Below are 25,112 nucleotides of genomic sequence, written 5' to 3' on the forward strand. Positions count from 1 at the left end.
ATATGTATCGGCTTTTATATACAATTTAATGGGGATATACCAAATCCAAAAATAAGCGTTTCACCTGATTTATCATAATAATTAAGTATTATATTTTTATTTTTCTCTCTTGCGGTTATGAATGGATACAGTGTTGAGTCTGGAAATAGAGGTTCACCATTTAGTTTTTTACAATACATTTCACGTAATGAATCCTTCATTAAGGAAGGTTTGTTAGCGATAAACTTTAAAAAATTAGTTGTTTCATCATGGGTAAACATTTTTAGTTTAATACTTAATTCTATTTTAGAATCATCACTATAAGCGATGAAAACATCGTAATTGTTATTCGGTTTTTCATCTTCTGGAAGTGGTATTACATATTCTTTAAAGAAATTAGCATTTGAATCAGTTAGAAAGATGCTTTCATCCTTGTTTATCTGTTCCCAGTCCATGTTTACAAGTGGGTAGCTAATTGCGCCTAATGCAAATACAAGTGAGTAAATTAAAAATTTTTTTGTTTTCATTTAGATTGACCCATGTAGTTTTTACACCACAATGTTAACCCATTTTTACTCAAACTATTACCTTTCCAAAACTTGTTTTATTTGTCACCATTATTGAATCAAGTTGAGGAGCAGATGAAGTAACAAATAGCACCGCTTGAGCGGTGCTTTAATCTTTCACTTTTTAAGTTCAGCTAAAACACATTCAATTAATGGAATGATATTTTCATTGCCTCTCATTGTCTTAACAATATAATTTCTCATTGCTATAAATTCAATTAATGGTGCTGATACTTCATGGCCATCATTCATCATTTGCCGTAATAATTTTTCAATACTTGAATTTGAACATTCACTCTGTGTTGATAGTCCTGAACCTGCCAGTAATTTTTTTATTTCATTATTGCAGTGAATAGCATCTGAATTATTTGGAGCAGGGTAGTTATATTTTTTTTCCATGAAAAAAATCCTCAACAATGAAAATGGTAACACAAACTATAATAACGCAAATCAATTGAATTGTTCACCCAAATGATTAATTTAATTCAAATAATGATAACCATTATTCCAAATATGGATATATTTTATAGTTGAACGTATCATGTCCTCATTAACACCAGAGGAGATGAGCAATGACGGTATCTACTGAACTAAGCTATGAAGAGTATGTAGGTAATGGCGTAACAACGGATTTTGATTTTCGTTTCCGTATATTTGAAAGCAAACATTTGATTGTTGTGGTTGCTGACAGCGAAGGCAATGAAACAACATTAAAGAATGGTACTGATTACACTATTGTGGGAGCCGGTTCTTTTCATGGCGGTAAGGTGGTTTTAAATAAACCTTTAGCTAAAGGCTGGAAGATATTATTAGAGCGTGACTTACCTGTTGTACAAGAAACTGACTTACGCAATCAGGGGAAATTCTTTGCAGAAGTACATGAAGATGCCTTTGATTATCTAACAATGTTAATTCAAAAGGCACTGGGTACTTTCTCTTTAAGTCTACGCAAACCTACCTATCTATCTAACTACTATGATGCAAAAGGAAATCGTATTGCTAATTTAGCATCGCCTAAGTTGGGTGCTGATGCAGTAAATAAAGACTATGTTGATAACAGTATTAAGGATATTGATAGTAAGACATTAAGGGTAAAGGATAAGCCTATTAATGCGTTACCAAACACTGAACAACGCGCCAATAAAATTTTAGCGTTTGATGATAATGGTCAACCAATAACAGTTTTACCTGAGAGTGGATCGGCTTCTGATGTGTTACTGGATTTATTAAAAGGAAATGGTGCAAATAATATCAAGTGGCGAAATCATCTTGTTGGTGAACGTTTAGACAAAATAGCATACAGCGATGATTTTGATACATTAAAAGAATGGGCGGAATTCCCAGCAGAGAAAAAGGTGTTTGTTAGCGGTAGTTATGTGTTAGATGAAACTCTGAATATTCAATGTGATGAGCTTTTGACTGATGGTACTGTGAAAATAAAAATGAACACTGCAACACCTGCTATTGTTATTGGTGATAGTGAACGTATTTTATTAGATACAGCATCTGTAGAAATAAAAAAAGGGCAAACATTCTTATCTATAAATGATACATCAAATCTATTTATAGGAGATGTGATTTTTTTATGGAACCCACGAGATTTCTCATATTCCAATCATCGATATTATTATCGTCAAGGTGAGGCTGTTACTATTGCTGACGTTGGCACCTCTAGAATTATTCTGACAGGTGGAATATTTGATACATATCCTGCAGGAACTAAGTTAATTAAACCAAAAATGGAAAAGAAAAAAATATCTGGTGATTTTATTATTGAATTTCCTCAATTAGATGGTGAGCATACATATTCTCCAGAATCAGTTGGTTTATTATGTATTCAATTACATGACTCTGATTTTTCAGGCTTATCAATAAAAACAAAGCAAGCATCACAATCATTTATATTACGTAGATGCGTAAATTGTTATGGTAATGGAATTAATAATTCTCAGGCTATTTTTGGTGAAGCAACATTAGGTTTGGACAGTGGTTTAGGAATAGCTAATTGCCAAAGTATTTCATTTAAAGGGCGGTTTTCAGGAGAGAGGCATGGAGTATCAATTTCAGGTAATCATGAAGATGGTAGTATTGTAAATAGATTCTGTGATATTTCTGGTGAAATACTGTCTACTAGCAAAGACTCAAAGTTGGCGGCAGACTGGCATGGTAATGCTGAATATTGCTCATATGAAGGTAGAATACAAGGGGTTACTGCTGGAGGGAATCATAACTCAATTAAATCTGGTTCTATAATTGAGTCACTTGGAGATCCTAATGGACGTAATATATCAGAGCCAACGATTGGTTTTAGAGAAATGTCAGGTTGTGATTTCAGTTTTTCTAATATCTATATTAAATCTATTAATAAACCCAGTTTAAATTATAGAGGAGTTATTGATTTAGGTTCAATATCATCACAACTAAACTCAAAAGTCTTATCTGGAGGGACTATTAATTTTAGTAATTCAATAATTGAATGTGAAAATACTGAACACGCAATTAAAATACGGAGTGATTCATTTGATTTGTGGTGGGGGGTTAACTTAACGGGACTACAAATTAAGAAAGCTGGACAACGGCCCATTTGGATAGAGTCGTCAAAAGGTAAGCAAGCTGATTCTGTAATAATTACAGGATTGATTCCAAATAAAAATGCAACAGAGATTGTTATAAAGTCAGAAAATAATAAATATGATTATTCATTTTCAGGAGTGGCTTCTTTAGTTTTAAAAAAAGGAAGTTCTTCTGAACAGGTGTTTATAAAAACACCAATAGTATTAATGCCATATTACATCATAATAACTACAGTAGATATGATTTATGGTAAAGAAGTAAAAGCATACTGTGATATAAAAAGAGCTAATGAATTCAGGCTTACAGCTAAGACTATAGACGGACTCCCAATTAGTCAGGAGTCCGATATTGAAATTAAGATAAATTATATAGCAATGCTATAAATTATAAATCACACATAGATTTCTGTGTGTGATTTAATTTATTGATTTTATTGATTTTATTGATTTTATTGATTTTATTGATTTTTTTATTAGTATTGAAATTATATAAGCTAGAAAGAATGTCACTAAAAAATAAACAAACAAATTCACCACCTCATTGTTATGAAACTTTATTTTATATGTTACACCTTCAATCAAATATGATTCGTACGAAATAGAAGATATAAATGCAAGTATTTTACTTTTTACTTCAAAAATAATAAAAAATAGAAATAATGATAATGAAAATAAAATCGAGCATAAGAATTGTTTTTTCACTAGATAGGGAGTTATTATATTTTTATACATAAATAAAAACATAACAATAGATAATAACAAAATAAAATTAATTTTATTTTTATCATCAAATTTTAGTAAAGCTAGAAAAGCTCCTAAAGAAAAACTAAATGAATGTAATGGAAATTGAGTTGTAATTGCCTTGAAGTCACTATTTACTGGTATGTTATAGATCAATGCTGATGTAAAAAACAAACAAGCTATTTTAATTTTAATATTAATTTTTAAAGAAAAAATAATAAAGAAAATTACGTACCAAATTAAAATAAAATATACATACCACATTGTAGGGTCTATATTTAATTTTGGATTTATAAATAATATTGTTTTTAACAAATCAAAAGTATTTATTTTTCCAAAGAAATAGAAATAGAAAATTATATTTATAACAATGAAAGGGTACACCACAGTAAGTAATCTTTTTTTTATAAATCCACTTAGCCCATTCTTAATATAAGATAGAGTTAATCCATATCCAGAAAGAACAAGAAAAGCACCAACACTAAACGTTGCAAACATCCTTAAGTCAAAATCAACACTAATTCTTTTTGTTGTTACTAAATGACCAAACATAACTAAGATTATAGCAATAGCTTTTATATTATTGGTTCCATTACGTGAAAGCATATTAATGTTCTCTTTTATTTAATTAAACTCTTTACCTATGTTATATAAATAAAGAGTTTGTTTTATATGTATGTAAATTATTTTGATGTACTTAATATGTTGTTCATTATTATTTTTGTGAATTTTTCTGCACCGAATTTTGTTAAGTGAGGTCTAACAATAATAGGATTACCATTTTCGATTATAATGCAATCTTTATCATTACACTGGCTCTCTCTCATTGAAATATAATGTATGTTTTTATAATTCAATGATGCTTTTAGTAATAGCTTGTCAATATTTTCACTTGCTTTAAATTCATCTTTACTCTTAATTTCTCTCTCATCGCATTGATTTTTATTAAGTAGTCTAGATAAAAAATTATCATTCATTGTTTGAGTGTTTAATAAACAAGTGTATGGATTGTAACTAGGTTGATGATAAGTACCTAATATATAGTATGTATTGTTGGGGTTTTTAGATACTAAAACATCCATAAATAACTTTATTTCATTTTCTATTTTCTCTGAATTCATATTTTTGAAATACAGATCCCATCTTTGGGAAATAATAACATCAGAGCTTTTGTTATTAGACAACCTATCATCTAATAACCCTTTCATCTTAAGGCAATTATCACTACCTTTGTATGCTCCGTTTATCATTGATGTATTACAAGATTCATTCGCATACACATTAAATTTAATACCATAATCTTTCATAGCATTAACATACATGAATGCAAAGCTATCTCCAGTAAGGATATATTCCTTACCATTTTTATTATCATTAAAAGACATTACTTCGTTTTGTTGCTTTCGATATAGCATCCAAGGATTGTAGTAAAAATTATAATTCTTGCTATATTCTTGTGTTTTTTTATCGATCCTTTGTGTTACTCCATCTTTAGCAATATATTGGCAAGCAATAAGAATAATAATATAGAATGGAATAATAAATACTATTTTCAGTCTTCTTTTCTCTATCAAATAATATGAAGAAATAGCTAAGATAAAAGTGATTGTTAAGTATATTATCAAACTTAGTTCTAAGTTTAATTTTTTAGTTATGACAAGTAAAGGCCAATGGAATAGATAAATAGAATAAGACCATAAACCAATTTTTTGAAAAATAGGATTACTTAATATGAAATTTTTTTCATAATTTATAGCTAATATTATAGCTGTTGCTACTACAGGAATTGATGCATAAAAACTAGGCCAAGGTGTATTGCTATCAAAAAAATATGAAGCAAATATAATTATAATTAGGCACAAAAAGAATAATATTTTTTTATTCTTTTCTGAAACCTTTGTTGCAGGATATGCAAATGCTAATCCACCAGCCATCATTTCCCATGCTCTTGTGTGTATCATGTAATATGCTTGGCTTGGATCTATTTTTGTTATGACTGAAGACAATATTAGTGAAACAAAAAAAAGAAACACTAAAGACTTTCTAGTGTTACTTGATGTCGTTATCTTACTGATTGCTAATATTATTAATGGATATATTAAATAAAATTGCCACTCAACAGATAATGACCATGTATGGAGTAAGAATTTCTCCATCGATTCAACATCAAAATACCCAGACTCATTGAAATATGTAATATTTGATATGAATAATAATGAGTCACGAGCATGAATACCTATTTTTTTATAATCATTTGGTTCAATCAAAAAATAAGATAGAAGCACTAATATAAATATTAAAAGCATTAATGCTGGAATTATTCTTTTACATCGTGCTGAATAGAATTTAACAATTGAAAAACTGCTATTTTCAATACCAGTCAAAATAATAGAGGTCATTAAATAGCCTGATATAACGAAGAATATATCAACGCCAATGAAACCAGCTGGAGCTAGTGAATTATCAAAGTGAAACAAGATAACAAGTAGGACAGCAATTGCTCTCATTCCATTGATATCTGTTCTAAATTTCTTTTTTTGCATAGTAATCTAAGGTTGAGTTTAGTATTTATGAAATTTTACCACTAATGTAAAAATAGGTCAGTATTATATATTCATGATTTTTATATGTTAAACATAAAACATGATCTTTATGTCTTTTATGCATTTTTGTTTATTTTATTAATTGTGTAGTATCATGATTATTCATTAATCACTGGTACTACACTCATGCAAGAAGATGTCTACACAAAAGCTGGGATAGGCACAACTGCTTTTCTTGGTTACTTCGCAGGGCTTCCAGCAGAAGTTGTTATGGGTTCACTGTTGGGGGCCATCTTCTTTACCACTGCTGCTACTGAATATAGCTTTAAACGTAGATCGGTATTAGCCTTTCTAAGCTTCGTTTGTGGTCTTGTATTCTTTAGTCCCGCAGCAACTATCTTTATTTCTGTTACTGGTCTTTTCGGTGTGAAACCTGAGCAATACGAAATCGAACATATCGATGCCGTGGGTGCTTTTGTTTCCGCTTTGCTTGTGGTTAAGTTAAGCGTAAAAGCATATGGAAGGGCTGATATACCGAAACAAGGAGGGCAACAATGAAATGCGAAACATTGCTCACTATTGTTAATGCCATCATCTGTACCGTCATATTTCTACGTGTGTTCTATTTTAAACGTGACGGCAGACAACACTGTAAAAAAGGTGGATGGTTAGCTTTCCTCATTCTTGCTTACTCTTCAAGCGTACCTATTCGCGCTTACTTCGATCCTAGTTATCACGCTGATATCTACAACATCTTTGCCAATATCCTGATCTGCACAACATTGATGGTCAGTAAGGGCAATGTCATCAAGTTTATAAAGGGGTGAATATGTCATTAGTTGATAAACAAAATACGTTTACAGGTATGGTTGCAAAGCTGATCACTTTTGCTCAGCAGAAGGGATATAAACTGACGTTTGGTGAGGCTTACCGTACCGAAGAACAAGCTAAATTAAATGCAAAGAAAGGATCGGGTATTAGCAACAGTCTGCATACTCAACGTTTAGCAGTCGATTTCAACCTATTTGATGCTAACGGAAAATACCTTACAGCCACCAGCGACTATAAAGAACTGGGTGAGTATTGGGAATCATTGGGCGGAAGTTGGGGCGGGCGTTTTAAAACTCGTCCTGACGGTAATCATTTTTCATTAGAACACAATGGGGTTCGTTAATGAATAAAACCGTCATAGCGCTAATTGCTTTGGCTGTTTCCTTTACCGCTGGCTTTGTTGCTGGCGGTATTTATTTTGATAACCGAGCAATGAATAAACAGATTGCAGGTAATCAATTAGATGAAAAGGATGTGGCCACAAATATTGAACTGCGTAAACACGCAGACAATGAACAGCAGAATAGGTTGGAGATATATCATGACGCACAACAGCATGATACGATACGCACAGATGCTTTGCTTGATCGTGTTCTTAATCACTTTGACAGGATGCAGCTCTCAACCAGTACCACGCAAACAGAAGTTGCAAGTACCGATAACACCAATACCTGCCGAATTGAGAAAGCCAAAGCCAGTGAACTTTCTCGACAACTACGAGAAACACTTGAACGATATGGGCGTGAAGCTCAGCGTGCAGATGAAAACACCAGAACACTCAACCTTTGTATTTCAGAGCTGGAAGCAAAGGAAAAACTCCTCAATTCTTACCGATGAAAAAGTAGACAGATTTCATAATGACGGTATCGGTGACGGTGTTGTTGATATCTAATTTAAATATAATTTATATTTATCAGTGAGTTAAATTACTAGAATATAATTGAGTGGGAATAAACTACCGTTTATCAGCAATAGTTGATAAAGGTTAAAAAACCAAGAGCCATCAGTAAGTTACTGGTGGCTTTTTTATATATTTTCACATTTATTACTTAGTAATTGGGTTGTTTTTGTAAATAATAAACTCAATAAAAATAAAAATAAAAATAAAAATAAAAATAAAAATAAAAATAATAAGTTGATTTTTCGATGAAAATAAATGTCGGTTTATAAGTTGTAAAAAAAACATAACGTTTTTAAATTAAAAAGAGAATGTTCATATTCTCAATGGGATTAAAGTACTTGTTTTTTATTTATATATTTATTTAAACTCTCTTTAATGTCTTTCTCAAACCATATATTACTCTCAACAACCACTGCATCATCGGTTTTTTCCATTAAAGTAATCTTGGTATCAATTTCTACCGCTTTTAATTGAATTTGTATATGTTGCAATGTTCGGTAACTACCTGTAAACCATTTATTCTTATCAGAAGAGAGTAATAAAATGATTTCGCTATATCCACATGCTAGCCATTGTTTAAAGTTGATTAAAGCTTGTTTATTCTCTTTGGTAAAAGAAGGTGAAAGAACATAAAAATATCCATTAGCACGTTGTAAATCATATTTATCTTGTAAAAAATCCTCGACACTCTCTCCACTACCAACGATATCAATTTTCCCCGTAGAGGTATCCACTAAATAGGCATTTATACCAACATAACAATGCTCTAATTGATTATAAATAACATAACGTTCAGAGTTACAACGGATTATCCAAAAATCTTGCTTAGGAGATAACTCACAAAAATAAACAGTAAATAGCTCATCGTAAGGTGATGAATGGCAGTGATTAAGAACGATATCTTGTGCTTGTTGTGAGGTTATCATCTTAAATTATAAACGCCCTAATTTCACATGGATAAAATAAAAATTAGTCAAGTTTGTATTAGCTTATGTCTGTGTTATAACCATAGAATATTAGCATTAAAATATAAATTAGTGAAAAAGTAACAATAAGGAGATAAGGACATCATGCATAATGAGATATTAAAAAAGTTACCGCAAATAGAGCAAGAGCATCAAGTTAAATTACTTTATGTTGCTGAAAGTGGTAGCCGAGCCTGGGGGTTTGCTTCAACAGATAGTGATTATGATGTACGAGGTATTTTTATACGTCCTCGCAATGCTTATCTTTCTATAGATAAGCCAAAAGAAACCTTCGAATGGATAGAAAATAGTTGGTTTGATGTAGGGGCTTGGGATATTACAAAAGCACTGCATTTATTACGTAAATCGAACTGTATATTATTAGAATGGCTCCAATCGCCAATCATTTATCAACAATATCCTAATGTTCAAAAAGAGTTATTTGAGCTTGCAAAACGCTATTATCAACCCAAAGTGATTGTTCACCATTACAGAGGAATTGCTAAAGTTGTGAGTGGTTATTCTCCGGAAAATAACCCTCAAAATGAAATGAGTGCAGAGCCCATAAAATTAAAAAAATGGTTCTATATGCTACGTTCTCTTTTATCTGCTTATTGGACAGTGAAAACGGGCGATATTCCGCCTATGGAGTTGGATAAGCTGATAAACGTTTTAACTGTTGAAGAACAAAAAGCGATCAAAGGATTAGTAGAATTTAAATCAGATAAAAATGAACATTTTACTTGGTTTCCAACAGAGGCGATGCAACATCTCGTATTTTTTTTATGGCAGGAGACAAATGTCCAATTAGCTAAAAGAATCGTACCTGATAATGAGATTTTAAATAATTGGTTTAGGAAAAAATTAGATGAAACTGACTATTGAAGATATAAAACCTTACCTTTTATTTGAAAGTATTGCTGGAAGTCGTTCTCATAATCTTGCGACAGAAACATCGGATACAGATATTAAAGGTGTCTTTTATCTCCCTAAAGATCTTTTTTATGGGTTGGAGTACATACCACAAGTCAGTAATGAAACCAATGATATAGTCTATTATGAACTTGGAAGGTTTATAGAACTATTGTGTGCATCCAATCCTAATATTTTAGAGTTACTTAATTCTCCCGAGCAGATGGTTATTTATCGGCATCCTTTAATGTCATTGATAAAACCAGAATGGTTTTTGTCTAAAACGTGTGTTCAAACATTTGTGCACTATGCACAAGGGCAAATTAAGAAAGCTCAAGGACTAAACAAAAAAATAGTAAATCCAGTCGAAAAAAAATTAAAAACGATCCTCGATTTTTGTTATGTCATTGAAAATGGGAAAACAATATTAATCAATACGTGGCTAGAAAATCGACATTGGAAACAAGAGCATATTGGGTTAACAAAACTTACCCATGCTCAAGATCTTTATACCATTTATTATGATGATAAAGAGCCTTATCAAGGAATAATAAAAAAAGAGAATGCTAATGATGTATTGCTAAGTAGTATTTCTAAAACAGCAAAACTAGAAGGTTATCTTAGTTTTAATAAAGAAGGTTATAGCGCATATCGTAAACAATATCATGAATATTGGCAGTGGGTTGAACAACGTAATGATGCTCGTTACCAACAAAACATCGAGCATGGTAGAAGTTACGATAGTAAGAATATGATGCATACGTTTAGATTGCTCTATATTGCATTAGGAATTGCACAAGAAGGGAAAGTGAAGGTTTGGTGTGATAATAGAGATGAATTATTAGCAATTAAAGCAGGGAAGTTTAGTTATGATGAATTATTAGAGCGCAGTGAAATTCTGATTAAGACTATAAAAAGCTCATTTCAACTAAGTCTATTGCCAGATAAAATTGAGCCTTTATATGCAGAAAGTGCTCTTATAAATATAAGAAAAGAGCTCTATAAATAGTAGAAAATGTATTAGCCCAGAAAACTAATATCCCTTACGTAATGTAAGGGATATGCTATTTTTAATATTTTAAGTATACAGACTAAATCTGAAAATATTTATTAATAGCGTTGGCGTATAAAGCTATTAATTAGTTGCAAGATACTCTGGATAAGCATCTGTTAACTTCATATATATACGCTTGTGCTCTGCATTCTTTCTGAAATCCTGTTTTAAACAGACTTTAGCTGTATTTTTTAATTCAGCAGGTATATTTTCAGCGTTTGTAGAGGCAATAATGGAAAAACGCACTTTCTTTTTAGACCGACTTAAATTATAAGGTAAACCTAAAATACGTCTTGCGACTCTGTTTGTTTTCACAACTCACTCCTTTTTTCATGTAATTTAGAGAAAGCCTATCTATTATAACAGAAAATAAAAAGAATAAGATGTTAGTAACTTTATTAATTCAGTATTAAAGACTATTTTGTTTATATATTTTAAAAAACTCACACCGATAAAGTGTATTTAAAATACTTGTCATAATTAAAAATAAGAAATTTAGTTTAATATTAACAATAAGTTATTTGTCTCATAATTGAGATGATGCAAGATGCTCTAATTTACAACTAATTATCATTTCTTTGAAAAAAATATCAAAAAAGAGATTTCATTAAAATTTTAACGTTAATTTAATTCAAGGAAGCATGGACCCAATTAAGATAACCTTTAAAACCATTTTTAATCGGTATTATAATTACTTCAGGAGTATCATAAGGATGTATTTTGACAAGAGTATCAATTAAGTTTTGTTGTTTGCTTTTTTCGGATTTTATCATCATAAGTATTTCATTATCTTCAATAATTTTATTATCCCAGTGATAAATAGATTTAACTTGCGGTATTAAATTTACACAAGCAGCAAGTTTTTTATTGATGAGGTAGTGAGCAATTTCATTAGCGATTGTTTCATTTGGTGCTGTTGAGTATGCAATTATCATGGTTTTTCCTTTTAAAATTAATTTGATTTTTAATAGTAACAATAAGGTATAGGTGATTTTAATTTTATCAAAATAAAACTTTTTAAAACTTAAAACTAATATTTTTATTTTTAGCGAAATAAAACAGTATTTTCAAAAAAAACTTTCTCGATATGAACTGTTTACGGCATTATTAAGGGCTTTTTACGTATTATAAGGTTCTTGTAGTAAAGAAAAATATCAGGGTGCCGATATTATTAGTAGATTAATGAAATGTATCTATTTGTGTTATAAGGCTTAATTTGCCTAAAAGCATTTTTATCTTCAATAATATCTCTAATATAAAATAAACTAATTAGTCATAAGATTTATAAAAATTTGTGGGGTTTAAAATGGATAATAATTCGCTAAAAAACGCGAGTTTATTTGATAATGATCCCGTTCTCTATGCTGCGTGGCTTTACTATCAGGACGGACTCAGCCAAAGTGAAGTGGCAAATATTATGGGTGTTTCTCGTGTCACCGTCGTGAAATATTTGCATCTAGCTAGAGAAAAAGGATTCGTAAATATTAACTTGGATTCATCAGTATTTTCTACGATTGATTATGCCATCAGAATAAAAGCAAAGTTCGATCTTAATAATGTGCTTATTTTACCTGATGAAGAAAAGAATAAATCGCAACATACTTTAAATATGAACAGAGAAAGATTAGCGAAAGCAGGGGCTATGTATCTTTCTCAGATAATTAATGATGATGATATTCTCGGTGTTGCTTGGGGACGAACAATTTATAAATTGGGTAATTATCTTCCACCCAAGTCATTAAAAAATATCACAGTACTACAAATGATAGGTGCAGTAGCGCCACAACCCGATTTTAAGACAACAGAAGCCGCTGCGTTAATTGCAAACAAGTTGTCAGGGTGCAGTATTAATTTGCATGTGCCTGCGGTGGTTTCTAGTGCGCGTTTAGCAATGGAACTTCAAGCAGAGCCTATTATTAGGCGTAATTTTTCAGCGCTGAATCAGTGTAATAAAGCCCTTTTTGTAGTGGGTAATACATTTGATGATAACCCTTTGGTAACCACGGGGGTTTTAACGAGCAGTGAGATGGCACAATATCGTGATTTGGGTGCTGTTGGTGTAATTTGTGGACGTTTTTATGATGCGCAAGGTAATCCTTTGGTGTCTGATATTGACTTGAGGATAATGGGAATAAGCCTTGCTCAGTTAAGACAAATAACACAGCGACTTTTTATTGCTGGTGGTGTGGAAAATATTCAGGCAACAATAGGGGCAATAAAAGGAGGTTATGCCACTGATATTGTGATTGATGAAGTGACTGCGCTGGCATTATTAGAGCTAGACAATTAGCAATAAAATCCTCGTGAAAGCGAGGATTTGTTGGCAAATGATGATTTAAGATCTATTTATCTCTGATACTAATAACGTATTTATTTTGAATAATTTTTTTTGTAAAGCTGACACATAAAGAAAAAGATAAAAATGATAAGTTGCTTACATTTTTATCTTTTTTAATATGAGCCTCTTGCCTTAAACACTGACATCATTCATTATGTAAAAAATTATATAACGATGGTTGGGATCACCAATTTTATGAAACGCCAATTGCTTGCTAGTTTAGGATTAGCATTAGGATTAATTTGTCATAATACATTTGCAGCCGAGCTTCATCTTTATGCTGGTGCGGGATTAAAACAACCTGTAGAGCAAGTTGTGAGTGTATTTGAAAAAGAGACAGGAAATAAAGTTACTATTGAATATGGTGGCTCAGGTCAAATATTAACACGTTTTAATTTAACTAAGCAGGGAGATTTATTCTTTCCTGGTTCACAAGATTATGTGGAAAAGTTAGATAAAGAAGGACAAGTCGTTACTCAATATTCTATTGTTCGTCATATTCCAGTTATTGCTGTGCGTAAAGATAAAGTAGGCGATATTAAAACATTAGAAGATCTTGCTAATAGTTCATTAAAACTAGGTATGGGTGATGCCAAAGCTATCGCATTAGGAAAAAGTGGCGAGCAACTTATTGATGCATCAGGTCAAGGGGATAAATTACGAGATAAAGTTGTTGTACGTACTGCAACCATTAAACAATTGCTTATGTATCTATTAAATGGGGAAGTGGATGCCGCTATTATTGGATATGCAGATGCAATGAAAAATCAAGATAAACTCGTGTTACTTCCAGTTCCTGAAGGTAGTCCAGAAGAAGTGGCAACACTTGCTGTTTTAAAAACATCAGCAAATCCAAAAGAAGCACAATTACTTGCTGATTATTTTACTCGCACTGAAGGGATAAAGGCTTTTACTGATTATGGTTTTCTTCCTGTAATTTCGAAACCATAGATTTTTTCTCACATAAATTGTGTTTTTTCGCCACCAACTCACTGGTGGCTTTTTTCATTATTACAGCAAAATAACTATCTATCTTAAAAAAGGAAATAACGTGTTTCGATGGGCATTAATTCCACTTTTTTTATTGTTATTTCTGATCTTAGGATCGCTAATTGCACTGATATGCCAACTTTCTTATGTTGAATTGATGCAAGTTATTACCGATCCTGAATTCCATTTTGCTATTGGTATGTCACTCAGTACTGCGTTAACTTCTTTATGTCTAGCAATTATCCTAGGTGTACCTGCCGCATGGGCAATGGCAAGAATTCCGTTTAAAGGGCATCGTTTTATTGATGCGTTATTAGATTTACCTTTAGTCACTCCCCCATTAGTTATCGGTATCGGCTTATTATTATTGTTAGGAAATCAAGGTCCTTTAACAGGCGTTTTTCCTGAGTTATCTCGCTCTCTCTTTTCACCTTTGGGTATTATTATTGCTCAAACTTATGTCGCCAGCGCGATTATTATGAGAAATAGCCTCTCTGCTTTTAAGTCTGTTGATCCCGCTTATATTCAAACGGCACAAAATTTAGGATTAACACCAACCAAAACATTTTTCTTGATTGAAATACCACTGTGTTGGTCGGCTTTAATGAGTGGAAGTATCATCGCATTTTCTAGAGCATTAGGTGAATTTGGTGCAACGTTAATGTTAGCGGGGGCAACAAGATTAAAAACAGAAACGTTGCCTATGGCGATTTATTTAAATATTGCTAGTGGAGATTTTACTCTGGCAATAGGCTGTGCGCTTGTTCTTATCGCCATTGCGATTACTTTATTATTTGCGTTACATCGCTTACAGCGAGAAAGGAAAAGATCATGCTAGAAATTCGTTCATTAACAACGGGTATATTAAAAGATGTTTCGTTGAATATAGAAAAAGGAACCTGTTTAGGTATAAGCGGTACATCTGGAAGTGGTAAAACAACGCTTTTAAATGCGATTGCGGGATATATTTCATACTCTGGTGATATCTACCTTGCAGATAAAAATATAAATGAACAGCCGGTATGGTTACGTTCTTGTCGATACTTAAATCAACGGCTTTATTTATTTCCGTTTATGACAGTAATACAAAATTTATGGTTAGCACAATATGGCGCAAAACAGAAACGAAGTAAGGAAAGAGAAAAGGCAATATTAGAGCAAATGGGAATTGCGCACCTTGCTACGCGTTATCCTCATCAAATTTCAGGAGGAGAGCAACAACGTGTCGCATTGGCAAGAGCGCTTATTAGCCAACCCAAACTTTTACTACTGGATGAACCTTTTTCGAGTTTGGATTGGGAAACACGTCATCAGCTTTGGGATTTAATTGATTCCTTAAAATCTAAGGAAATAACGATGATCATGGTTACTCATGAGCCTCGTGAAATCAGAGCACTAGCAGATAAAACGGTTTTATTGTCTAAAGGACAAGTTGTTACTGAAAACTTTATACTATGAAATTTTATCTTGTTTATTGATTACCAAGCCATTACTGACCAATGGATAATACGTCCCATAATTTTTACAGAATCAGTTTCCGCTGTTTCATCAGGAAATTCGTCTTTATTGTAACTACGTATAATTAATTTACCGCCCGGTTGACGATAGAGTAGTTTTATCCTAAACAAGGCATCTTGTTCGATAGCATAAATGCCGCCATCAACAATACGTGTGTTACCTGTATCAACAGTGACTGTTGAGCCATTTGGAATAACAGGTGACATACTATCGCCATAAACAGAAAAGCAAATAACGTTCTGAGAAGATGCACCATAACGGCGTAATGTGCTTTTTGAAAATCTCAATTTATATCCATTATGATCTTCGTTAGTACAACAACCGTCACCCGCTGCGAGTTCGATACTTTTAAAATAGGGAATTTCCACTTCATCAGCACCTAAAGGGGTATTACTGTCCCATTCACTCACAGGTTGCCATTCATTCTCTGGTGGAATTTCAGAAGTCGCGTTAGGTTGTTCTTCACCTTCAAGTAGCCAAGCTAAATCACAATTTAATGCTTTTGCTAATTCAGGTAAAAAACGGGGACGCTTAGTTTTACCACTTTCTAGCTGTTCTATGGATTGCTGTGTTGTATTTGCTAAAGTAGCAAGTTCTGATTGTGTTAAACCTAACGCAATGCGTTTATCTTTGGTACGTTTCGCAATAGACATTAGTGACTCCTAATACGTGTCCTTACATATTCAAGTACAAAGAGTATATCGTAAAAAGAAAACAAATTAAATTGTATTTTATCTTAATCATAACATTATGAATAGATTAATTACTTAATTTTGAAAACGTCGTCTGCACTATCTGGTGGGGTGAGATAAGGGTTTTCATCAGTAACTTCAGGATCTCTTAAGACTTCTCCACAGAAAATAATAAGGTCAGGTCTTTTTTGTTTTAAGTAGTTAAGTCGTGTTGCGCATTCATCTTTAGTATAAATTGTTTCTGTAACAGGAACTGCATCACAAGAATCATTTCCACAAGGACTTACCAACAACACATAACCGACCAGCATGAGCTGTGAAGTAAACATAAAATATCCTTTTAACTATTCATGTTTGGTCATCAAAATCAGATTGCTAGATTACCTATTTGTTGATAAAAAAGCAGTTTCTATTTCTCTTAAATAGCATTAATGATGCAAAAAGGTGTATGTGATCACAATTTTTCTAGTGTTTATTTGTATTTTTTTGCAATGTGTTATAAGCAAATAATCCAAATATTAGGCAATAATACGCTGTAATATATTGTGAAAACAAATAGAATTGTTTTTTGTTTGTTCAATTGTTGTAATGTTATTAATACTGATGCTTAAAAAGAAAGTAAAAAGCTAAAGTAGAGATGGTTTTTGCTTTATTTATTAACAAGCCAATGAAAATCTGATCTAACATCCTCATTAACGTATATTTTCGTTATCTTGCAATAAGTATTAACCCAAAAATAAATGGCATTAATTTTCTAGCTCTTTGGAAAACTTACAGGTAGTATCTGTCTAAATTTATTTTCCTCTCTCTTTTGATTATTTAGGTTGTTATTATGTAATACGCATTAAGGCACTGAAGGAATAGTGCAAATACAGAAAAATTAACTTACCGAATTTCTCTTTAAATTTGGTCGATCTTCTGTTACTTAATGAGTATTAAATAATGAATAATCAATCACAAAAATATGATAGAACCTATCACTATCCTTTCTCACCTGGCACAACAAACGACGATCGTATAAATGCGCAATGGTGGCAGGATATTTGCCAAATAAAACAACTTATCCATACAGAAAAACTAGATGGAGAAAATAATTGCCTAAATAAAATAGGTGTTTTTGCTCGCTCTCATGCAACCCCAACACAATCAGCATGGACATCTCAATTGCGTCAACGTTGGCAAATGATGAAAAATGATTTAGGTGAGTTAGATATTTTCGGTGAAAATCTATATGCCATTCATTCTATTGAATATGCGCGCTTAGAAGAATACTTTTATGTGTTTGCAGTTCGTTATAAAGATAAATGGCTAAGTTGGGAAGAAGTGCAGTTTTATGCTTCTTTATTTGATCTTCCAACTGTGCCAGAAATTAAATTGCCTAGATGTCAGGATAAAACTGATTTTGAAAATAGGATTGTTTCACAAGCCAAACAGGCAAGTTTTTTTCAATCGCATGATGTTTTAACGCAAAAACCAAGTCCGATGGAAGGAATTGTTACACGGGATGCACAGTCATTTTCGTTAGATGATTTTTCACATCGTGTTTTTAAATATGTTAGAAAAGACCATGTTAAAACAGATGTTCATTGGAAAAAAAATTGGCGACGAGCCCCTTTAATTTGGGAAAAAACACAGGAGTCTCAATGATGCTTCATAAGAAATTACACACTGAAATGTCATGGGAACATCTCTGTGAACTGTATGACGAAATAAGTGATATGGCTGGTGTTCTGCAAGATCCTATTCATCATGCAGAAGGTGATGTGGCAATACATACACAAAGAGTTATCAATTCAGTTAAATCATTGCCAGAATATACGACGTTAACTGAAAGAGAACAGCAAATTTTATGGATCTCGGCGCTATTTCATGATGTAGAAAAACGTTCTACAACACGGGAAGAAGAGGGGCGTATTATTTCACCGGGTCATGCACGTAAAGGTGAATTAACAACGCGTCTTTTTCTGTATGAAAAAGTCCCTTTAAGCTTTGCTGATAGAGAGCAGATCGCAGCTTTAGTCCGCTTTCATGGATTACCTTTGTGGGTAATGGATAAACCTGATCCTAAAAAAGCACTACTTGCTGCATCATTAAGAGTAGATTGCTATTTGTTGGCATTATTAGCTAAAGCCGATGTTCTAGGGCGAGATTGTGAAGATGCACAGGCACTTTTCGATAAGATTGCATTATTTACACTTTATTGTGAAGAGCTAAATTGTTGGCGTAAGACTGCGCCATTTCCATCAGATGATGCTCGCTTTCACTATTTTTATACAGAAAATAGTACAGATTGTAATTATGAGCCTTATCCTGAAAAAGGAAGTGAAGTTACGGTGTTATGTGGATTACCTGGTATGGGAAAAGATACCTTTATTCGCCAACATTGTGCAGATCTTCCGATTGTGAGTTTAGATGATCTCCGTCGTCAGCATAATATTAAACCTGATAACAGAGATGCTAATGGTTGGATAGCACAGCAAGCAAAAGAACAAGCGCGTATTTATTTACGAGAGCATAAACCTTTTGTTTGGAATGCCACCAATATAACAAGAAAAATGCGAGATCAACTTATCTCTTTGTTTTATCGTTATAATGCAAAAATTACGTTGGTATATATTGAAGTCCCTTATGCGCAATGGCAAAGGCAAAATAATGCAAGAAACGAAGCTGTGCCAGCTAAAGTAATGGAACGTATGTTGAGTAAATTGGAAGTACCAACACCAGAAGAAGCGCACAAAGTGATTTATTGGATTGAAGGTCAATCTCAGACCATATTTTAATTATTTGGTTAATTTCAGTGAAATAATAAGTTGGTTATAAAATAAAATGAGGGTTACTTATAAAAATAAGTAACCCTTTTTTATTTATTGAATAGGATTAATTCGCAGGCAAAACAACGTGTTCAATTACTTTTTAACATGATGGATAATATCGAAATAGACATTACGATCATCAGCATTTGGATAAATACGATAGGTATACTCATCACTTTTAACTGTAATATTTTCTACATCACGGGTGAACAGTGTTTTACCTTCAGTATCTTTGGCAACTAAGGTGCGTATTTTGCCATCGTCTGACATTGACCAGTCACCTTGCATCTTTTGTTTACCTTCTGGCGTAAACATAATAAATGTGCCATTAGGATAGTATTCTGCAAGTCCAAAATAGTTGCTCACTTGAGCATTATCTGGAGATGTTTTATTTCCTTTTTCATCGATAGCGTCAGTTGTTATCCACACTTTTTCTATCATGATTTTCTCATAGTTGTTAAGTTCTTTTTGAGCCTGAATAACACCTTGAGTTTGAGTATTAGTAGCAGTTGATGAAGTCTCTGCAGCAAAAAGAGAAAAGCTAGCGCTTAATAATGAGATTGCGATAAGTGATTTTATTTTCATTGATATATCCTTATTTTACGTTGTGCTTTTTGTCAGTGATTTATGTTATGTCTGACGGTATGAATAAATTTAAGTATAAAATGGGTAAAGTGCGAGGAAATAAGTATGTCTAAATGTTTCTAAAAAAAGACTTTTTGACAAAAGTAACTGGTTTAAAATATCGAATATCATGTATTTATCAGTGTTATTATCTGCTTTTATTCTTACCCTGGACGTAATCGCTATGAATGGCGTGATTAAAAAAACAAATCATATTTATAGATAGCACAAAAAATAGATGAAAATCTTTCTTAATTTACAATATGAACTCAAAGATTGACTCATTGGTGAGCTAAATAGACAAAGATGATGACGTTTTTATTTAACTAAATGTTATTTAGATCACAAAAACGAAAGATGAAAACTGAGTGTGTTTTAAGCATTGCTTTTGCATTACTTAAGTAATTTATGTTCTTTAGTGAAAAGGTAACGTTTTCTTTGGTGTTTAATGATTAAAAATTCTTTATGGTAAATGCGTTTTAAAAATCAGAGATGATAAAAATAATTAATGCATTGCTCGATTCAATTGGATTGTATTTTATTTAAGCACTATTACGGATAGTTTATCGTGATACAAAATGATTTTTTTGTAATATCTTATTTATAAAAGTAAATTTCATTTTTATATGTAAATTAATAATATTATTTTCCGTATAAAAATAAAAAACAATATTAAATTTATTTATATTAATAAAGTAAAACAACATGATAAATTTATTCGTTGTTTTCTAAACAAAAGAATAATTCAAAAATTAACTTATTAAATAATCTTACTATTATCATTGTTTATTTCTGTTTCTTTTTGTTTTTTATTTTTGTATTTCTGCTTTTTTTTGCTTTTAATAAATAACATATGATTGTAATCACAATCCCATAACAACTAATAAACTAAAGTTGTTGCCATAGAGGTAACATTAAATGAAAGCAGAACGTCATAAAAAAATAATTAATCTGATTAAAGGTAATGGTGCAGTAAAAGTTTCTGTTTTAGCTAAAGAACTTGATGTTACCAAAGAAACAATACGATCAGATTTAAATACACTAGCAGAAAAAGGAATTATAAAAAGATGCCATGGTGGCGCTTTTATAGAATTTGAAACTTTAGATAAAGTGGCTAAAAAAGAAATTATACAATTTCTAGAATGCAATGATCAAATTGATAAAAACGATTTAGCAAATAAGACAGCTATAAATAAGGTGTGCGTACTGGGTTCATTTAATGTTGATATGATTAGTTATCTTCCAAGATTGCCAGAAGCCGGGGAATCCTTATTATCAAACAAATTTATCTTCTCACCAGGAGGTAAAGGCTGTAACCAAGCATTGGCAGCGAGTTATGCTGATGCACAGGTACATTTTATTACGAAGATAGGGACGGATCAATTTAGTGATTATGCAGTTAACTTTATATCGTCATCAAGAATAAAAACATCAACAATATATCAAACGGAAAATTACCAAACAGGAACTGCATCTATTTTTGTTTCGGAAGAGAGTGGGGAAAATATTATTTCTATTTACTCTGGCTCTAATATGGATATTTCTGCTGATGAAGTGAAAATCCAAAAGGATAAAATTATTGATGCAGATATAATTTTACTTCAATTAGAAACAAATATTGAAGCATTAAAAGAAATTATTGCTATTGGAAACGAAAATAATATCCCTATTATTCTTAATCCAGCGCCTTATAACAAAATAGTTAATGAACTACTTCCAATGATAGATGTATTAACACCTAATGAAACAGAAGCCAGTTTATTATCAGGAATAGAAGTACTCGATTTAGAATCTGCAAAAAATGCTGCAGTTTCTATTTATCAACAAGGCGTAAATAAGGTGGTTATTACGCTGGGTAGTAAAGGTTCGTTAGCTTATGACGGATATAAGTATATTTATTCGCCGGCATATCCGGCAGTTGTAAAAAATACGGCAGGGGCAGGCGATGCCTTTAATGGTGCGCTCGCTGCCTCGTTGGCAAAAGGAAAGCAGTTTTCTTATGCGTTACGCTATGCATCAGCTTTTTCATCATTAGCTGTTGAGACGAGTAATGCTTCAGAAATGCCTGAAGATATTAATGTCATGCATCGCATCAATCAAACAACATATTCACAGATTGTCACCCAATCCCCTGAATAAATAATCTTTTTTGAAAGAGGAATAAAAATGAAAATCTTATTTATTGGTGAGTCATGGCACATTCATATGATCCACTCCAAAGGCTACGACAGTTTCACTTCCAGCAAATATGAAGAAGGTTCAACGTTCTTATTAAGTTGCTTAAGAGAAAAGGGTGTTGAAGTTGATTATATGCCTGCTCATACCGTTCAGGTTGCATTCCCACAAACGGCTGAAGCATTGGCTAAATACGATGTCATTGTTATTAGTGATATTGGTGCAAATACGTTCCTTCTGCAAAACGATACTTTCTATAACATGAAGGTTATTCCTAACGCATTAGGGTTAATTAAAGAGTTCGTCGTTAATGGCGGTGGCTTATTAATGATTGGTGGTTACCTGTCATTTATGGGTATTGAAGCTAAAGCAAACTACAAAAATACATTACTTGCAGAAGTTCTGCCTGTTGAAATGTTGGATGGTGACGATCGCGTAGAAGCACCTGAAGGTGTATTTGCAAGTGCGGTAAATGCTGAGCATGCATCAGTAAAAGGTTTTGGTGAATGGCCTATGTTCCTTGGCTATAACAAAGTTTCAGCTAAAGAGAATACAGAAACTGTATTAAATATTGGCGAAGATCCATTACTGGTGTTTGGTCAATTTGAGAAAGGAAAAACAGGTTGCTTTATGAGTGACTGTTCTCCTCACTGGGGGAGTAAAGAGTTTTTAGCATGGCCTCATTATGCCGATATGTGGGTCAACATTCTTAAACAAATTGCCCGTTAATTTGAATTAAGAATAACTGTCATAAAAAGTAAAAAAGCGCAGAGTTGCCGCTCTGCGCTAATAAAAAACCGATTACTTGAAAAATAAAAAAAGAAATCACTCATAGCCAATAATCCAAAAGGAACATCTTATGAGTACAAAAAATTTATCAACACCCTTGCTGATGTTAGCAACTGTGTTAGCAGGTATGCTATCACCAATGCAGTCTGCGGTGAATGGGCAGTTAGGGCATGTTTTAAAAGATGGTAATGCGAGTGCAGTTATCTCTTTTGCCAGTGGTTTAGTGGTAATGTTTTTTATCATCATGTCGAAAAAACAGTATCGCCAACAATTTGCTTCAATTCCAAGTTTAATTAAAACGCGAAAAATTCCATTATGGAACTGGTTTGCGGGTCTTTGTGGTGCCATGGTTGTTTTCTCTGAAGGCGCTTCTGCGAGTGCATTAGGGATCGCAACCTTCCAAACCGCATTAATTTCAGCACTCTTATTATCAGGCTTATTATGTGATCGCTTTGGTGTGGGTGTTGATGAGAAAAAATATTTCACGCCATATCGTGTATTAGGTGCGGTGTTAGCGGTGGTTGCAACTTTATTTGTAGTTTCTCCGCAATGGCACTCAACCTCATTTATTTACTTAGCAATCTTGCCTTTCCTTGCTGGTTTATTAGCCGGTTGGCAGCCAGCTGGTAACGCTAAAGTTGCAGAAGCAACAGGTTCTATGATGGTGTCTATCACTTGGAACTTTATTGTTGGTTTCACTGTTTTAACGATTGCTCTTATTGTTCGTATGGCATTAGGTCATATCACTCTTGAATTACCAGGTACTTGGTGGATGTATTTAGGTGGTCCTTTAGGGCTTATGTCTATCGCATTAATGGCTATTTTAGTGCGTGGTTTAGGCTTACTGATGTTGGGTGTTGCTTCAACAGCAGGTCAATTGTTAGGTTCTGTCTTAATTGATTTGTTATTACCTTCTTTAGGCAATACCGTTTATTTAGTGACGATCATCGGTACATTATTTGCGTTAGTGGGTGCGATTGTAACCACAATCCCTGAATTTAGAGCGACTAAGTCAGCAAAAGCGTAGGAGTATCGTAATGAAAGGTTATATTCAAACTGTAACTGGTCCCGTGAAAAAAGAAGATATGGGGCTAACATTGCCCCATGAACACCTCTTTAATGATCTCTCAGGTGTTGTTGATGAACCTTTTTATGAATTCTCGCATGTATTAGTTGATAAAAAAGTAAGCGCAGATATTCAGTGGGGACTTAAATACGATCCATATTGCTGTTGCGATAATATGGATAAGAAACCAATTGAAGATGTTATTTTTGAATTAAATAACTTCAAAGAGTTAGGTGGAAGAACAATTGTTGATGCAACAGGCTCTTCATCAATAGGACGTGATATTAGAAAACTAAGACAAGTTGCAGAGATAACCGGCATTAACGTTGTCGCTTCTTCAGGACTTTATATTGAAAAGTTTGAAGGAGCGCGATTAGCGGATGATATTGATGCAATGGCAAAAATCATTGATGATGAATTGAATGTAGGTATTGATGGTACTGATATTCGTGCGGGTATGATCGGTGAAATTGGTGTTTCGCCATTCTTTACTGATGGTGAGAAAAATAGCTTACGTGCCGCTGCTATTGCACAAAATAGTAATCCTCATGCTTCGATGAATATTCATATGCCGGGTTGGCAGCGTCGTGGTGATGAAGTTTTAGATATTCTATTAACAGAAATGGGGTGTAATCCCGCTAAGATTTCATTGGCACATTCTGATCCATCCGGTAAAGATATTGATTATCAATGCAAAATGTTAGATCGCGGTGTTTGGCTTGAGTTTGATATGATTGGTCTGGACATTTCTTTCCCTAAAGAGGGGGCAGCACCAAGTGTTATGGATACGGTAGAAGCCGTCGTAACCTTAATTGAAAGAGGTTATGGTAGCCAAATCGTATTAAGCCATGATGTGTTTTTAAAACAGATGTGGGCAAAAAATGGGGGAAATGGTTGGGGGTTTGTTCCTAATGTGTTCCTTTCATTATTGGCTCAACGTGGCGTTGATAAATCGATTATCAAAAAATTATGTGTTGAGAATCCAGCTAATTTGTTGGCTTAAATCTGAAGTGAATAAATAACAATAAATATACCCCTTGAA

Annotated in this window: 27 protein-coding genes; 17 read left to right on the top strand and 10 right to left on the bottom strand. The window is 32.9% G+C overall.

What is annotated here, in order from left to right; genetic code table 11:
* Nucleotides 1–14: 14 nt before the first annotated feature.
* Nucleotides 15–506, bottom strand: a complete 492-nt coding sequence (locus tag DK865_RS02830; RefSeq protein WP_109391144.1) for a hypothetical protein — start codon at nt 504–506, stop codon at nt 15–17.
* A 156-nt stretch (nt 507–662) separates the two neighbouring features.
* Nucleotides 663–944 carry a hypothetical protein gene (locus tag DK865_RS02835; protein WP_109391145.1) on the bottom strand — a complete coding sequence of 94 codons (282 nt, stop codon included), beginning with the start codon at nt 942–944 and terminating at the stop codon, nt 663–665.
* A 173-nt stretch (nt 945–1,117) separates the two neighbouring features.
* Between DK865_RS02835 and DK865_RS02840 the strand changes: the two genes are divergently transcribed.
* On the top strand, nt 1,118–3,502 hold the full coding sequence (locus tag DK865_RS02840; RefSeq protein WP_109391146.1) for a hypothetical protein: 2,385 nt from the start codon (nt 1,118–1,120) through the stop codon (nt 3,500–3,502).
* A 33-nt stretch (nt 3,503–3,535) separates the two neighbouring features.
* Here DK865_RS02840 and DK865_RS02845 read toward each other — a convergent pair whose 3' ends face one another.
* Complete coding sequence (locus tag DK865_RS02845) at nt 3,536–4,465, bottom strand: acyltransferase family protein (RefSeq protein WP_109391147.1); 930 nt, start codon at nt 4,463–4,465, stop codon at nt 3,536–3,538.
* Between the two features lie 77 nt (nt 4,466–4,542).
* Nucleotides 4,543–6,402 (bottom strand): acyltransferase family protein, encoded by a 1,860-nt coding sequence (locus tag DK865_RS02850; protein ID WP_109391148.1) that lies wholly within the window; start codon nt 6,400–6,402, stop codon nt 4,543–4,545.
* Nucleotides 6,403–6,588: 186 nt separating this feature from the next.
* Between DK865_RS02850 and DK865_RS02855 the strand changes: the two genes are divergently transcribed.
* From DK865_RS02855 to DK865_RS02870, 4 genes are read left to right on the top strand one after another with little or no spacing between them, the layout of a single operon-like run.
* Nucleotides 6,589–6,960 carry a putative holin gene (locus DK865_RS02855; RefSeq protein ID WP_109391149.1) on the top strand — a complete coding sequence of 124 codons (372 nt, stop codon included), beginning with the start codon at nt 6,589–6,591 and terminating at the stop codon, nt 6,958–6,960.
* Nucleotides 6,957–7,229 carry a phage holin family protein gene (locus DK865_RS02860; protein WP_109391150.1) on the top strand — a complete coding sequence of 91 codons (273 nt, stop codon included), beginning with the start codon at nt 6,957–6,959 and terminating at the stop codon, nt 7,227–7,229. Before DK865_RS02855 ends, DK865_RS02860 begins: the two co-directional genes overlap by 4 nt.
* 2 nt (nt 7,230–7,231) lie before the next feature.
* On the top strand, nt 7,232–7,576 hold the full coding sequence (locus tag DK865_RS02865) for a M15 family metallopeptidase (protein ID WP_020945794.1): 345 nt from the start codon (nt 7,232–7,234) through the stop codon (nt 7,574–7,576).
* Nucleotides 7,576–8,070 carry a hypothetical protein gene (locus DK865_RS02870; RefSeq protein WP_109391151.1) on the top strand — a complete coding sequence of 165 codons (495 nt, stop codon included), beginning with the start codon at nt 7,576–7,578 and terminating at the stop codon, nt 8,068–8,070. The genes DK865_RS02865 and DK865_RS02870 overlap by 1 nt, the downstream gene beginning before the upstream one ends.
* Before the next feature lie 393 nt (nt 8,071–8,463).
* On the opposite strand, the gene DK865_RS02875 is transcribed toward DK865_RS02870, so the two are convergent.
* Nucleotides 8,464–9,060, bottom strand: coding sequence for a hypothetical protein (locus DK865_RS02875; RefSeq protein WP_023581925.1), 597 nt, complete (start codon nt 9,058–9,060; stop codon nt 8,464–8,466).
* 144 nt (nt 9,061–9,204) lie between these two features.
* Here DK865_RS02875 and DK865_RS02880 point away from each other — a divergent pair, with 144 nt between their 5' ends.
* Both DK865_RS02880 and DK865_RS02885 read left to right on the top strand, forming a co-directional pair.
* Nucleotides 9,205–9,984, top strand: a complete 780-nt coding sequence (locus DK865_RS02880) for a nucleotidyltransferase domain-containing protein (RefSeq protein WP_109391152.1) — start codon at nt 9,205–9,207, stop codon at nt 9,982–9,984.
* Nucleotides 9,968–11,020: a DNA polymerase beta superfamily protein gene (locus tag DK865_RS02885; protein ID WP_109391153.1), complete on the top strand. Its 1,053-nt coding sequence runs from the start codon at nt 9,968–9,970 to the stop codon at nt 11,018–11,020. Before DK865_RS02880 ends, DK865_RS02885 begins: the two co-directional genes overlap by 17 nt.
* 126 nt (nt 11,021–11,146) lie before the next feature.
* On the opposite strand, the gene sra is transcribed toward DK865_RS02885, so the two are convergent.
* Entirely contained in the window at nt 11,147–11,380 is a 234-nt protein-coding gene (gene sra, locus DK865_RS02890; protein WP_036912805.1) for a stationary-phase-induced ribosome-associated protein, read from the bottom strand.
* Nucleotides 11,381–11,691: 311 nt separating this feature from the next.
* On the bottom strand, nt 11,692–12,000 hold the full coding sequence (gene cutA, locus DK865_RS02895; protein WP_109391154.1) for a divalent-cation tolerance protein CutA: 309 nt from the start codon (nt 11,998–12,000) through the stop codon (nt 11,692–11,694).
* Nucleotides 12,001–12,371: 371 nt separating this feature from the next.
* Between cutA and DK865_RS02900 the strand changes: the two genes are divergently transcribed.
* The 4 genes from DK865_RS02900 (at nt 12,372) to DK865_RS02915 (ending at nt 15,851) form a co-directional block, all read left to right on the top strand.
* Nucleotides 12,372–13,355 (top strand): sugar-binding transcriptional regulator, encoded by a 984-nt coding sequence (locus DK865_RS02900; protein ID WP_023581929.1) that lies wholly within the window; start codon nt 12,372–12,374, stop codon nt 13,353–13,355.
* Nucleotides 13,356–13,598: 243 nt separating this feature from the next.
* Nucleotides 13,599–14,354 carry a molybdate ABC transporter substrate-binding protein gene (gene modA, locus DK865_RS02905; protein WP_036912808.1) on the top strand — a complete coding sequence of 252 codons (756 nt, stop codon included), beginning with the start codon at nt 13,599–13,601 and terminating at the stop codon, nt 14,352–14,354.
* Nucleotides 14,355–14,454: 100 nt separating this feature from the next.
* Nucleotides 14,455–15,231 (top strand): ABC transporter permease, encoded by a 777-nt coding sequence (locus tag DK865_RS02910; RefSeq protein ID WP_109391155.1) that lies wholly within the window; start codon nt 14,455–14,457, stop codon nt 15,229–15,231.
* Nucleotides 15,225–15,851, top strand: coding sequence for an ABC transporter ATP-binding protein (locus DK865_RS02915; RefSeq protein WP_023581931.1), 627 nt, complete (start codon nt 15,225–15,227; stop codon nt 15,849–15,851). The genes DK865_RS02910 and DK865_RS02915 overlap by 7 nt, the downstream gene beginning before the upstream one ends.
* A 20-nt stretch (nt 15,852–15,871) precedes the next feature.
* Here the strand turns inward: DK865_RS02915 and DK865_RS02920 are convergent, their stop codons facing one another.
* Entirely contained in the window at nt 15,872–16,564 is a 693-nt protein-coding gene (locus DK865_RS02920) for an XRE family transcriptional regulator (RefSeq protein ID WP_023581932.1), read from the bottom strand.
* 110 nt (nt 16,565–16,674) lie between these two features.
* Nucleotides 16,675–16,932 (bottom strand): hypothetical protein, encoded by a 258-nt coding sequence (locus tag DK865_RS02925; protein ID WP_109391156.1) that lies wholly within the window; start codon nt 16,930–16,932, stop codon nt 16,675–16,677.
* A gap of 613 nt (nt 16,933–17,545) precedes the next feature.
* On the opposite strand from DK865_RS02925, the gene DK865_RS02930 reads away from it, so the two are divergent.
* Both DK865_RS02930 and DK865_RS02935 read left to right on the top strand, forming a co-directional pair.
* Entirely contained in the window at nt 17,546–18,250 is a 705-nt protein-coding gene (locus tag DK865_RS02930) for an RNA ligase family protein (protein ID WP_023581933.1), read from the top strand.
* Complete coding sequence (locus DK865_RS02935; RefSeq protein ID WP_023581934.1) at nt 18,247–19,383, top strand: AAA family ATPase; 1,137 nt, start codon at nt 18,247–18,249, stop codon at nt 19,381–19,383. Before DK865_RS02930 ends, DK865_RS02935 begins: the two co-directional genes overlap by 4 nt.
* Before the next feature lie 126 nt (nt 19,384–19,509).
* Here DK865_RS02935 and DK865_RS02940 read toward each other — a convergent pair whose 3' ends face one another.
* On the bottom strand, nt 19,510–20,001 hold the full coding sequence (locus tag DK865_RS02940; protein WP_109391157.1) for a DUF4822 domain-containing protein: 492 nt from the start codon (nt 19,999–20,001) through the stop codon (nt 19,510–19,512).
* 957 nt (nt 20,002–20,958) lie between these two features.
* On the opposite strand from DK865_RS02940, the gene DK865_RS02945 reads away from it, so the two are divergent.
* The 4 genes from DK865_RS02945 (at nt 20,959) to DK865_RS02960 (ending at nt 25,073) form a co-directional block, all read left to right on the top strand.
* Nucleotides 20,959–22,179, top strand: a complete 1,221-nt coding sequence (locus DK865_RS02945; protein ID WP_023581937.1) for a PfkB family carbohydrate kinase — start codon at nt 20,959–20,961, stop codon at nt 22,177–22,179.
* A gap of 27 nt (nt 22,180–22,206) precedes the next feature.
* A complete protein-coding gene (locus DK865_RS02950) occupies nt 22,207–22,944 on the top strand; it encodes a glutamine amidotransferase (RefSeq protein ID WP_006532984.1) in 738 nt (245 codons plus the stop codon).
* Nucleotides 22,945–23,074: 130 nt separating this feature from the next.
* Nucleotides 23,075–24,031: a DMT family transporter gene (locus tag DK865_RS02955; protein WP_036912815.1), complete on the top strand. Its 957-nt coding sequence runs from the start codon at nt 23,075–23,077 to the stop codon at nt 24,029–24,031.
* Between the two features lie 10 nt (nt 24,032–24,041).
* On the top strand, nt 24,042–25,073 hold the full coding sequence (locus tag DK865_RS02960; protein WP_109391158.1) for a methylphosphonate esterase: 1,032 nt from the start codon (nt 24,042–24,044) through the stop codon (nt 25,071–25,073).
* The last annotated feature ends 39 nt before the right edge of the window (nt 25,074–25,112 follow it).

This window comes from Proteus cibi (assembly GCF_003144405.1).
Taxonomy (GTDB): Bacteria; Pseudomonadota; Gammaproteobacteria; order Enterobacterales; family Enterobacteriaceae; genus Proteus; species Proteus cibi.